Source organism: Photorhabdus sp. S10-54 (genome assembly GCF_963878145.1).
Taxonomy (GTDB): domain Bacteria; phylum Pseudomonadota; class Gammaproteobacteria; order Enterobacterales; family Enterobacteriaceae; genus Photorhabdus; species Photorhabdus kayaii.
Genome location: NZ_CAWNXG010000007.1, coordinates 1 through 12,422, shown reverse-complemented (window position 1 = coordinate 12,422; position 12,422 = coordinate 1). Strand labels below are relative to the sequence as shown.

Annotated in this window: 12 protein-coding genes and 1 pseudogene; 10 read left to right on the top strand and 3 right to left on the bottom strand. The window is 43.2% G+C overall.

Features of this window, described 5'->3' with window-relative positions; all coding sequences use genetic code 11:
* The first annotated feature begins 12 nt into the window (after positions 1-12).
* The 9 genes from AACQ83_RS05525 to AACQ83_RS05485 all read left to right on the top strand — a co-directional run bounded on the left by AACQ83_RS05525 (position 13) and on the right by AACQ83_RS05485 (position 9,516).
* On the top strand, positions 13-1,245 hold the full coding sequence (locus AACQ83_RS05525; protein WP_112876788.1) for a 2-deoxy-scyllo-inosose synthase: 1,233 nt from the start codon (positions 13-15) through the stop codon (positions 1,243-1,245).
* 157 nt (positions 1,246-1,402) lie between these two features.
* On the top strand, positions 1,403-2,314 hold the full coding sequence (locus tag AACQ83_RS05520; RefSeq protein ID WP_112876787.1) for a radical SAM protein: 912 nt from the start codon (positions 1,403-1,405) through the stop codon (positions 2,312-2,314).
* Between the two features lie 16 nt (positions 2,315-2,330).
* On the top strand, positions 2,331-3,560 hold the full coding sequence (locus AACQ83_RS05515; RefSeq protein WP_112876786.1) for a glycosyltransferase: 1,230 nt from the start codon (positions 2,331-2,333) through the stop codon (positions 3,558-3,560).
* A 37-nt stretch (positions 3,561-3,597) separates the two neighbouring features.
* Positions 3,598-4,305, top strand: a complete 708-nt coding sequence (locus tag AACQ83_RS05510) for a radical SAM/SPASM domain-containing protein (protein ID WP_112876785.1) — start codon at positions 3,598-3,600, stop codon at positions 4,303-4,305.
* Complete coding sequence (locus AACQ83_RS05505; RefSeq protein WP_112876784.1) at positions 4,295-5,317, top strand: glycosyltransferase family 1 protein; 1,023 nt, start codon at positions 4,295-4,297, stop codon at positions 5,315-5,317. Before AACQ83_RS05510 ends, AACQ83_RS05505 begins: the two co-directional genes overlap by 11 nt.
* A 70-nt stretch (positions 5,318-5,387) precedes the next feature.
* Positions 5,388-6,935, top strand: coding sequence for a GMC oxidoreductase (locus AACQ83_RS05500; protein ID WP_158537755.1), 1,548 nt, complete (start codon positions 5,388-5,390; stop codon positions 6,933-6,935).
* 2 nt (positions 6,936-6,937) lie between these two features.
* Positions 6,938-7,942 carry an ABC transporter ATP-binding protein gene (locus tag AACQ83_RS05495; RefSeq protein ID WP_112876782.1) on the top strand — a complete coding sequence of 335 codons (1,005 nt, stop codon included), beginning with the start codon at positions 6,938-6,940 and terminating at the stop codon, positions 7,940-7,942.
* 12 nt (positions 7,943-7,954) lie between these two features.
* Positions 7,955-8,728 (top strand): ABC transporter permease, encoded by a 774-nt coding sequence (locus AACQ83_RS05490; RefSeq protein ID WP_112876781.1) that lies wholly within the window; start codon positions 7,955-7,957, stop codon positions 8,726-8,728.
* Positions 8,728-9,516 carry an ABC transporter permease gene (locus AACQ83_RS05485; protein WP_158537754.1) on the top strand — a complete coding sequence of 263 codons (789 nt, stop codon included), beginning with the start codon at positions 8,728-8,730 and terminating at the stop codon, positions 9,514-9,516. The genes AACQ83_RS05490 and AACQ83_RS05485 overlap by 1 nt, the downstream gene beginning before the upstream one ends.
* 69 nt (positions 9,517-9,585) lie before the next feature.
* Here the strand turns inward: AACQ83_RS05485 and phoA are convergent, their stop codons facing one another.
* The gene (gene phoA, locus AACQ83_RS05480; protein ID WP_240000702.1) at positions 9,586-11,022 is read right to left on the bottom strand and encodes an alkaline phosphatase; all 1,437 of its coding nucleotides are present in this window, start codon (positions 11,020-11,022) and stop codon (positions 9,586-9,588) included.
* Between the two features lie 185 nt (positions 11,023-11,207).
* Between phoA and AACQ83_RS05475 the strand changes: the two are divergent.
* A pseudogene (locus AACQ83_RS05475) lies at positions 11,208-11,483 on the top strand (IS30 family transposase); the annotation flags it as partial.
* A gap of 217 nt (positions 11,484-11,700) precedes the next feature.
* Here the strand turns inward: AACQ83_RS05475 and AACQ83_RS05470 are convergent.
* Positions 11,701-11,973, bottom strand: a complete 273-nt coding sequence (locus AACQ83_RS05470) for a hypothetical protein (RefSeq protein WP_112876779.1) — start codon at positions 11,971-11,973, stop codon at positions 11,701-11,703.
* A 45-nt stretch (positions 11,974-12,018) separates the two neighbouring features.
* Complete coding sequence (locus AACQ83_RS05465; RefSeq protein ID WP_112876778.1) at positions 12,019-12,288, bottom strand: contact-dependent growth inhibition system immunity protein; 270 nt, start codon at positions 12,286-12,288, stop codon at positions 12,019-12,021.
* Positions 12,289-12,422 lie beyond the last annotated feature (134 nt).

Sequence of the window (12,422 nt, the reverse complement as noted above, 5' to 3'; positions counted from 1 at the left end):
ATAGGTAAAAAAATGATAAATACCGAAAAAAATGGTATTGATATACCTTTTAATAACAATATGTTACATGAAAAAAGCAATGTGTCATCCTGTTTACTTCAAGATAATGCGCATTCTATGCATAAAATTGAATTGCGTTTTGAAGATGTTGCTTATCCTTTTTGGATAGGGAGCCACTGTACAGAGGAAATTTCGGAGCATTTAGCTGAGATGTCGGCGTCTTCTCTGCACATCATTACTGACGATATCGTAAACCGGCTTCATGCTGCTCCTTTCGTACAACGGCTAACTCTAAAAACAAAAGTGCCGGTTTGGGTCTGGTCAATTCCAGAAGGAGAAGCAAACAAATCGCTCAATACATTGGATTATCTGGCAAATCAATTGCTTAATGCGGATGTTGATCGCAAAAGTGTTATTGTTGCGATGGGAGGGGGGGTTATCGGCAATATAGCAGGGCTGCTGGCCGCGCTACTATTTCGTGGTATTCGTTTCGTGCATATCCCCACTAGCCTGATTGCAATGAGTGATTCTGTTATTTCTCTTAAACAAGCGGTGAACATGCCACAAGGCAAAAATCTGATGGGCTGTTTTCATACGCCAGAAGCGGTTTTTGCTGATACTGCTTTCTTGCTGACGTTGCCGTCCCAACACTTGCGATCTGGATTATGTGAAATCATTAAAAATGTGCTGATATTAGAAACCGAAAATATCCCATTTTTAACCAGGACACTGAATACAGAAGCGCATTACGACGAACAAACACTTGCATGCATCGTTCAGGCGGGGGCTCTCACCAAACAAAAAGTCATGGTTAACGATAAGCGGGAGAGACATCATGCCCTTGTATTCGAATATGGTCACACTGTAGGGCACGCTATCGAATTAAGCTGTAATGGAAGACTGACTCATGGTGAATCCGTGGCGCTTGGCATGATAGTCGCAGCTGAAATTTCTCACACCCTTGGTTTATTGACATCACAAGCACGTGATATGCACTACCGCCTGATTCACCTTAACGGCGTCGATATTAAGGCACCTGTAGGAGCAACCCCGGAAGCCATTATGCAGATACTGCAATCTGATAATAAACGTGGTTATCTGCGTGCTAAGCCCAATGAAATTCCGATGATTCTGTTAAATGAATTGGGAACCCCCCTTTGGAGTGGTGAAGGGCATCCCTTAACGCTTGTGCCTGTTGATTTAGTCGAATCAATGTTGCGCCAGCATATTTTTCAAACAACCTAAAATTTAATCAGAATCTGATTACAATCTGTCATGACAATTGTTCAACGTAGCGCAGCAAAGAAATAAAACCTACTGGTACTAATATGAGAGTTCTCAGTTTCTAGAGGTGCTTATAAATGTCGAACTATACGCAGTAATCAGGTTCTTAGGGGGTATTATGTCAGACTTAATCAATATCATTCATACTATTCAACCACCTTCATCTTGGCCCCCCGTGACTCGCCGGGTGCGTCGTTATCGTAATATCGGGATAAAAACATCCTGTAATCTACGTTGCAGCTATTGTGAGATAAAGCGGGCTAGAGTGAACACTGAAGCTGTTATTAGTTCATTAACACGCATTTTGGAGCGCTTTAATCCGCATGATGTTTTCCTTCGGGTTGAAGCCGATGGGGAAATTACACTTTATCCAAAAATACTCGATTTTTTGGCTGAATGTGTTCAGAAAAAAGATTATTCCATCGAAGTACTCACCAATGGCACACGTCTTCCCGCCTGTCTTCGTCCTGGTTTGCTCTGGGTCATTTCTATTGATGGGCATACTGAACAAATGAATAAGGCACGGGGTTTAAAACAAAAACAGATAGATATCATTTTAGACCATGCTGTGAGCCTTTCTGCCGAACTGCAATGTGTCTACCACGGCCAATCCATCGAAGAAATTAATGATTTTATCGATACCTTACAGGCTCGTGGTTTCACTGGTCGACTGCATTTTTTACCCCTGCTAGCAACTAAAGGGCGACCACTGACAGTGCATCTGAATTATGAACAGCTTCATAAATCCCCTTTTTTGGAATGTAAGGCTTTCTTCGACCGTTGGGATTATATCTACCAACATGGGCGACGTGGTGATTTCGTCTGTGACCAGATTAAGAATGGTTTCAACTATTACATTGATGGCGAAAATATCTCAATGGTGAAGTGTGATTGTTACTCTCCCGTTCCCAAGTATCTGGAAATTGAAGGATTGCAAGAAGAGCAGGAATACGACCACTTTCCTTGTGGTACTTGTCTTTCTCACCAGGAGTTCAACAACCAGCGTGATCGTATGACACTTAATAAATAGGAAAAGAGGACAAGATATGCGTGTATTGCGATTAACGCCTTTTTTTCATCACCCTGATGTAAAGAGTTGGCCTGCTGAATATGACTCTGTCGGTGGAATGCAGATCCAGATTTGGCGGCAGGCTATGTGGCTGGCGGAGCGAGGAGTACAACAGCATGTGATGACTATCGGTTTTCCTGGTCTGCCACACCAGCGTAATTTACACACTAATCTCTGTGTAGAAAGAACTTATCTCCGGTTACCTGAATTACGTTCGGAGTTGACTGGATTAAAAGGATTAACCCAGTCCTGGGCACTGGCAACGTTGTTAGCTATCCGCCCAAAAATGCGACAGGAACCTTTTGATCTGATTCATCTCCATCTTGATGGGCAAATCCCTGCGCTGTTAGTCGCTTATCTGGTTCCTAAGTTGCTGTCTTGTCCATTGATACTCACTATCCACTGTTCACGACTGTCAGTTTATCAGCCGATGTCAATTTGGGATCGTATGACACATAAACTGGCTCGCTATCTGGAGCGTAAGGCGGTAAATATTGCCGCAACAACCATCGCACTGACCGAACGTACCGCCTCTGTTATTCGTCCATATGCTCGTCGTGTGGAAATCGTTCCTGATGTTGTCGATCCCAAACAATTCCGGCATCCCGGTGAATCAGCAATTCAGGCTTTTCGACAGAAATATGGATTAAAAACAAAAAACATTGGCTTTATTGGGCGTATAGCAAAAGAAAAAGGCTGGACACATTTTGTTGCTGTGGCTGATCGTCTGCGTCATCTTGACCTGCATTTTTTAGTCGTGGGAGATGGCCCGCAACGGCATAGGCTCGAAGAGACTATTGCTCAATATCAGCTAGAGTCCCAATTTACTATCACGGGATTTATCCCCAATGATCAGGTGGCAACCGCGATTGCGGCCTGTCATGTCATTGTCATGCCGTCAGAACATGAAGAGTTTGGTGGTGTATCCATTGAAGCTACTGCGGTAGGAGTGCCGGTGGCTGCCTATGCCGTTGGCGGTATTAACGAAATACTGGGGAAAATTTCGCCTGAACTGCTCGCTCCTGCTGGAGACATGAACCAATTGGTTAACTGCATTAACCGTGCTCTGACCCAGCCTCAACAGTCTCCCATCGTAGAAGAGAGTGATAACAACAAAAATCCGATAGAAATCTTTGCACCAGACGCTGTATTGCCTCGATTAAAGAGTATCTATCACGAGCTAGTCGAGCAATCTGTTACCAAATAACAGTATCCAACCAGATAACACTATAAGGATAACGTATATGTTTTCTATGGTAGAGATTGAAATCAATTCACGATGCAATCGACGTTGTGTGTATTGTCCTAATGTAATAGCGCCACGCGATGCCCCTAACAGAATGAAGCCTGAGCAATTTGAGCGTATTATCGACAGATTGGAAGAAGCAAATTTTACCGGGAGACTTTCTTATCATTTTTATAATGAACCGCTGCTGCATCCTAAGTTACCGCAATTTGTCGCCCGGGTCACTGAACGGCTGCCGGAAGTCAGACAAATACTGTATAGCAATGGCGATTATCTGACGGATGGAAAATATCAACTGTTACATAAAAATGGCATTAAACAGTTTATTATCACTCAGCACGACAGCAAACCTGGAGCGCCCAAGCCTGATCTTATCTGGCTTATTCCTGATCAGTTACAGTTGACCAATCGTGCAGGCAATGTGATCGCCGGCCCAGAAATCGTCTCGAATCTTCCCTGTTTTGCGCCATCAGACATGTTGATTATCACGATCACAGGGAATGTAGTGCTTTGCTATGAGGATAACAAAGAAGAAGTGGTTCTTGGCAACGTCTTTGACACGCCTATCATGGGAATCTGGAATTCACCTCAGTTTCGTCGGGCCCGTGAAGCACTCTCATGTGGAAATCGAAATGCAACGGACATTTGCCGTCGTTGCAATAATCGTTCACATCAAAAAAGTGAGGCGTTCGATTATGTCCTTTAAAAAAACGTCACAATATGTGGTATTGATAGAACGGTATCCAGACAATTTTGATCGTCGGGGGTGGGGGGGAATAGAAACGGCCTATTGGAATCTTGCGCATATCCTGCCCAGCTATGACGTTGAGGTCATCTGGTATTCTGCGCAGGAATACCCAACCTTTGATAATTTAGCAGAGCGAGTCTCATCCCAAAATATCACGGCTATCATTCCTTTAATGGAAAGCGAGTTATTTCGCGCAGGCCAACAAGTGCCAGAATCGCTGAGACAGCGTACTATCCGGGTCTGGCATGATGTCTCGTTGCTCACCGACTCCCATACTAATTTGTCTGCCTGCCATGCTCATCAGCCCGGAGCAAATGCCGCTGATTGCGTCGCCATTGCTGCTGCGCCAGACGCCTATGCTGCCGATGTCTTTTTTTATGAGGCGCCATGGACATATTGTTTTCCCAAACGACATTACATTCCCTGGGCGGCGGATCATATCCCCGCCCGTGATTACCATTCCCCCAACGGTCCGGTGGTCTTATTAGCGGGTAAAGTAACGCTTGAGAAGCTCTCTCCGGTTGTCGAGGCTTGTCTGGAGAAGGGATTGCATCTGCATATCCTGTTTAACAACTGGTCGAAACGGAGCAAAGAAGCCAGGCACTATTTTAATGGCTTAAATTTGGGTGAACGACATAAGGTTTTCGATTATTACGATCTGGAACACGATCACGAGCTGATTTTTGGCGGAGCCAGTGCTGCACTAGTATTAAGTGATTATCATGAGACATTTAACTTTCTGTCCGCTGAAGCCGTACAACTGGGTATACCGGTTGTGGCTTATGCCCATTCGGGTGCTACACGCCGTTTTGCCGCTCATCTTGTTGAAGATAACAACGCCTTACTTGATTGGTTGAAAGAAGAGGGTATTGCGGGGCTGACCCCAGTTCCCCGATCTCATTGGTCATGGAATGACGTGGGAGCCGCTTATAGCCAATTGTTACACCACATGGCAGTGCGCCACCGATGAAAACAACCTCCTTAGACCTTTTTAGTGATGAAAAGAAGTGGTGATAATGGACCCTGGAGAAAATCATAAGATGTTAATTCAAGAAAAATTACAGTTAGGTGCACGTCATTTTCATGGATTAAAACAGGCGCCTGCTGAGTTAGTTGCCGACGCTTGTGTGATAGGTAGCGGTGCTAGTGGTGCGGTAGTTGCGAATGCCCTGCAAGCATGTGGTTGGTCGGTCATTATGGTTGAAGAAGGAGACCTACTTGCGCCTAAAGTAACACAAGAAGAGGTGGATAGTTCGTCTCCCATGGCAGAAATTAAAGGGGAAAATGGCTGGGAAGAGCGGGGATGGTCTTGGAGTACGCGAAATGTAGGCGGGGGGACACTCTTTTATGGCGGTGCATCTTTCCGTTATCAGGATTGCGATTTTGATGCTCGCTCCTGGTTATCAGGTATTGGGCTTGATATTGCTTGGCCAATTCATCTGACTGATTTAGAAAAATACTATGCTATTGTTGAGAAACAATTGCGTGTCAGTGGTGGGCCACACACAGCACCCGCAAAAGAGGGAGGCAATGCCCTCCCAAGGTCGCTGCCTGCGGATATCATGGCAGCGGCGGCAAAACAGCTCGGTTATTATCCGTTCACAACGCCGATGGCGATTGATCCTAAACTCTGCACACAGGAAAAACGCTGTATTGATTTTCAATGCCCCAGCGGTGCTAAAAGTGATGTCCTGAATATCTATATCAAGCATTTGGTCAACCACTGCAATTTTACCCTCCTTTCAGGTATCCGTGGCGTGGCGCTGGAACAAGAACGCTCAGGGCAAATCAGTACGCTGCGCTGTCTGGATCTGGAAGATGGCAGTATTCGCCATGTGAAAGCACGGTATTTTTTCGTTGCCTGTAACGCAATACAGAGTGCGGCGCTTTTATTGCGATCAGTCACCCCTTTTGCACCCAATGGTATTGGTAATCGGCATGATCTCGTCGGTCGTGGGCTATGTATGAAACTCAGCCAGCGTATACGTGGTGTAGTGCCAGTAACTGATGCCATGCGTAATCATGCCGTTGGGCTTCGTGGCCCTTTCTCTACGTTGGCGATTTTGGACCACTATCTTGATGCTCGTTGCCCTAGTGGAATGGGAGGATTAATTTACGAAGCTCGTACTATCCCTGTCCCCGATGAGTTCCCTGAACTACTACCCTTAGAATTAGAAACCATCATTGCAGATACCCCTGCCTATGAAAACCGGGTGAAACTCTCTTCCCGTCGTGATGTCTGGGGGATACCTAAAATCATGATCGACTATCAGACAGCTCCCCATGATTTGGCACGCCTGTCCTATATGGCTGAACGCGCTGTCGATATTCTTCACGCCGCAGGTGCCACACAAATTCATTCTAAGCGTACACGTTCTGAAGAAGGGAGTACTCACCTGCATGGCACATGCCGCAGTGGTACAGATCCGGTACGTTCTGTTTTAGATCCTAACTGCCGGGTTCACGAACTCGAAAACCTTTATATTGTAGATGGTAGCTTTATGCCTTTCCCCGGTGGGCTCAATCCCACACTCACCATTCAGGCAAATGCATTACGTGTAGCACAACATGTTGTTGGAGTTGACTGAGCATGATCCGAGCAGAAGAAGTTTCCAGAATTTATCAGGTGCATCAACGTAACGAAAGTTTCCGTTCCGCGCTCAATTCACTCTGGAAAAGGAAGTATGAAACCGTCGTCGCACTAAAAAATGTCAGCTTCCAGATAGAAAATGGTGAAAGGGTAGGGATACTCGGCCCCAATGGTGCCGGCAAAACCACATTGGTCAAGTTACTTAGTGGGTTATTGCATCCCAGTAGTGGCCGAATCACCGTCGAAAGATATACGCCCTATCTGCGCGAAAAAACTTTTTTACACAGTGTTGGTCTTGTAATGGGTAATAAGGGGCAATTGATCTGGGATTTGCCCCCAATTGATACGTTTGAAATGATCCGGGTCCTGTTCGAGATTCCCTTGGCCGTACATAAACAGACTCTGAAGGAGTTGGGCGACTTACTGCAACTGAACACCATCATGACCAAACCCACCCGCCAGCTCTCATTAGGGGAACGTATGCGGTGTGAAGTGGCTGCCTCGCTGATCCATCAACCCAAGGTTCTCTTTCTTGATGAGCCGACGATTGGGCTTGATGTTGCCATGCAAGCTGCTCTGCGTGATTTTGTTGCTGAATATAATCGCCGCCACAATGCTACTATTCTGCTGACATCACACTATATGGAAGATGTGCGGGTATTGTGTCAACGCATTATCATTGTTGACCGTGGAACGATTTTCTATGACGGCGATCTGCGAACCTTCACGGCGAAACAAAACCCTGAAAAAATCGTCTCGTTCTCGATGAATCGCCAGATCAATATTCCCGATTTTTCACGCTTTGGCGCGCTCATTTCACAAACCGAAGAACGTTCCCAAATTCGAGTTCACCGCGATCATGTCCCTAGACTCGTACATTTTCTGGTTGAACAACAATTGGTAGTTGACCTCACCATAGAAGATCTTCCATTGGAGGAAATACTGCGCCAGATTTTTGGTCATCCCAACCAGAATAAAACCGAACTAAAACAAATTCCTGAATAGAGGCGAACCGACATGTTTTTCGCTCTTATAAAAGTCCGATTATTTGAAACATTCTCATTCCGAGCCGAATTTCTGCTTTGGCTTGTCACACTCAGTATGCCGTTAATCATGCTGGTTTTTTGGCGTTCGGTAACTCAAGATGGCTCTTTTCAAGGTTATACCGCAGAGGATTTTAATCTTTACTATGTTGCCGTTCTCGTGACCACCATATTAACCAGCTGTAACAACGTCTGGGAAATTAACGAAAATATCCGCCTTGGTGAACTTTCTTTTTGGTTAATGCGCCCCATTCATCCTTTTATCAACTACTTGGCAATTACTATTGCCGAACTGGGATTAAGCCTAATTGTTGCCTTACCTATTTTTATATTGGCACTGATCATGAGCTTACAGAGCCAGCCGCTAAATTTACCGCAACTAGGTTTGCTGGCGCTGGCGTTATCAGGTGCCTTCCTTATTAATCAAAGCATCCACTTGCTGATCGGGAGTCTGACCTTCTGGATCGAGCGCTCATTAGTTGTACATAAAATATATGTTGCTGCCAGTAGTGTACTATCAGGATATATGTTTCCGTTGGCCTTATTACCAGATTGGGCAGGTCAGATAGCAAACTGGCTGCCATTCCGGTTTGTGATTTCACTGCCAGTAGAAATATTAATCGGAAAGCATTCCCTGCTTGTCGCTGCTCAATGGGTGGCCTGTCAGTTCGCACTGGTGGCTTTGTTGTTTGCTGCCGCATTTTTTGTCTGGCGGCGAGGTGTCCGCTGTTACTTGGCGTTTGGATAATGATGCACTCTCTTGTAGTCATTCGTATGGCGTTTATCTTGAGTATAAAACGCTCGATACAATACCGTTGGGACTTCATGGTAGATGGTTTACTTTCATTCATCATGGCGATACTACAACTGTTACCGCTTTTCATTTTGTTTAATGAACGTGGTGCCGTCGCCGGCTGGTCATTCGAGCAAATGCTGGTATTAATGGGCTGGTATATGATGCTATATGCTATTGTTGAAGGTCTGATTGCTCCCAGTCTTGCCGCCGCTGTTTCAGGTATTCGAACAGGTTTATTTGATTATATTTTAATGCGGCCCGTCGATTCACTTTTTCTCTGTTCACTCGTCGATATCAGGTTATGGAAAAGTATTGATTTTTTCTTCGGACTTGGCTTGGCTATTTACGCTTTTATACAGCTTGATATTCAACCTTCGTTCATGGATATCATGATGACAGTCATCTTATCGCTTGGTGGGCTTGCCACGGCTTACGCGTTGTTCGTTCTCGCTATTGCGACCTCTTTTGCATTAGTCAGGGTACAAAATTTGACCAACGTTCTCTCTTCGTTATTGGGTTTTGCTCGCTGGCCTATTCATCTATTTGGTATGCCTTGGCGGTTAATCTTTAGTTTTCTGATCCCCATTGGTGTCATGACCAGTTCCCCGGTTATGGCGTTGTTAGGGATGTTGACTTTGCCTTTAGCAATGGGATCGCTGGGAATAGCCATCTTTTTCTTTATCGTGGCACGATTAGTTTGGAAGCGTGCATTGCGTGGATATCGTTCGGCTTCTAGCTGAATAAATAAGATCACTCGCGCAACATTATGCTGTGCGAGTTTGATCATATAACAAGCTGTTCCATCTCTATTATTTCAAACCCATCGCATCCCGTATGGTAAAAAATAGATCGGTCTGGTCGGTTAATCCAACAATATTTGCGGCGTGTGGGCCATAAGCTGCTACACGTAATTGTGTACCAGTATGTTTCTGAGAAGTTGTTTCTGAATTACCATAACTGACTGTGATAACGGCCCCGTCTTTGGTAATCAGTGAGCGGGTCAAACCGGGGGCTTTAACATCAGGTTCAATAATCTGGCTGGAATGTCCATGATCCGCAGTAACAATTACTAGTGTATCTCCATGTTGTTTAGCGAATCTCAAACCGGCTTGTACTGCTTCATCCAAAGCAACCACTTCACCGATTTGTGCGCAAGGATTGGCGGAGTGCTCATAATCATCAGTCAACGCACTTTCCACTTGCAGGAAGAAGCCATTTTTATTGACTTTCAGTAGATCAATGGCTTTTTCGGTCATCTGTACTAATGTCGGCTGCTGTGAACTCCGTTTGGTGTTCAATTTGCATTTCACCGGGGCTTCGTTAAGATTTCCATGATAAATCGCTTTCGGTCCCTCCCACATTCCGTGTAAAACTTCTTCATTAAATAATCCTAATAGCGGTTTTTTTTGATTCGCTTTTTTCACCGCATTCAATGATGTTATATCTGTTACCCATTGATACCCTTGCTCCAACGCCTGCTGCTTCAGCGTTTTTCCTGTATTGACACCTGCCACTGATTGCTGGGAAAAGATATCGATTCCTCCCCCTAACGTGACATCTGCACGTGCCGCCAGAAGTTGTTCCGTGATAGAACCTTTTCCCCCCTTTTCGAGGGCATCAGTGGGACACATTTCCGACGTTTCTGTTGGGCCATAGCATTCACGCTGCGTGACATGCGCATACAGTGCTGCCGATGTTGCATCCTGAACTTCAGCCGTAGTGACATTACCGGTTGCTTTTTTGTTCTTTTTTGCTAGCTCCAATAAGGTTTGATGAGGTTGGTTAAAAACATCAATGGATAATGCCCCGTTGTAAGTTTTTACTCCAGTAGCCCAGGCAGTGGCTGAAGATGCTGAATCCGAAACATAATTGGGTTTCTTGGTGTCTTTATTTAATGAGTAATGTGTATATTGTCCAACTAATGGCATTGCATCAATTCCCTTGAAAAATCCTCCTGCACCTTCTGCGTAGTTACGAGCTAATGTAATTGCAGAATCTCCCATTCCATCACCAATAAACAAGATGACGTTCTTGACTTTCTTATTATCTAATGAATCTCTAAGCGCTGTAGTTTGTTCTTGTGTAAATCTGCGTGCCCCACCAAATTTTGTTATGTCACCTCTTGATATACGATATTCAGACGGGAATTGTTCTTTACTATTGATAGCCAATGTAGGTAAGCATGTTCCTAGTGTTAATAATGTCACAAGAAACATAATGAATTTCTTAAATCTTTTATTAGTCATCGTGTTTTTCCTATAAAAATTTAATTTTATTTGAGGGTTTGATAGCGAAGAATTTATCACACTTTACTTAGATAAATGAAAATAAAGCTGAAAAAGCTAAATAACTGCTTTTAATTTTACTATATCATGACCTTGGTTTTGCTACATTTGTAGATATTCCGTATCATCGAGAACTACAGCTATATGGTTTAGAATTTGCGAGTCATTGAATTATCGGGAAAAAATTAGAAACAAATATCCGCTTTGCGGCTCCTTATGCTCTCAGGGAAAGAGAGGTAAATGAGGATATTAGTGGGCTAATCAGACAATACTTTCCAAAGGAACAGGCTTCAATAAAGTTTCTAATCGAGAGATAAATTTTGTCGTAAACCGATTAAATAATTTCCTACTGAAAGATTCGGAATGGAAAAGATCCCAATGAATTATTTAAAGGAATACGAATTTGTTTACTCGCAGCATAATTATGTTGTGCTTGCTATGCGAAACAGTTTAACTTGTTTATATGTAATTAATGTTTTTAAAGTTTGGCTAATAAATGGCGTGGGTTATCATTAAATGACGCTTTTGAAATGTAATATATAATTAATTACCTTCAAAAGTGTTTTTTACTTGAAAATTTCATGGATACAAAGTTGATTTATTTGTCCTTTTCATGTTGTTTATTTATATAACTTTGCATTATTTTGATGACTGATTCAGATGTTCTAATACGGCGGAAATAGTTTCCCATAACTTTGGATCAGCTTCATCAGAATGACGGATGCTAAAACATCCTTTTATATTTTGGGCGGCATAGATAAGATGATTAATATTTTCTAATAACATTAGCGGTGCGACATTAAGATAATTTCCTTGCAGCTCATTGAGTATTTTGTGAAATGATTCAAAATCATTCCTATCAACAGCATTTGTAATCTTATCTATGTACTGCAATTTTTCTCTCATTTCCATTATATTTTACCTCTTTATTTACTATCACATTAAAAATGACTATGATTAGTCATCTTTATCCAAATATTCTTGTGCTAATTTTGATACATGATTTAAAAAGTCTAACGCAGTGGTTTCCCATAATTCAGGAACAAATTCGTGGTAATTAAAATTATGAAAGTCTTTTTCTACATGATCAGAATTACGGATGAAAATATTAATTTTTCTTATTAAACTTATTATGGTTATTGGATATTGATGGTTTAGATAGTCAGTTATTATTTCATCTATTGTTTCGCCAAATAACTGACAATCTTGATGAAAATAAGTAATCATTAAATCAGGCAGATTCGACTAATAAGTGCAATTTTTCAGAAGGGCGGTCAGTTGCTATAGTAGGCATCTTTCTCGCCAAAGGAAAATGCACTATGGCCTATACACAACTGACCGAAACAGAAAGATACCAGATT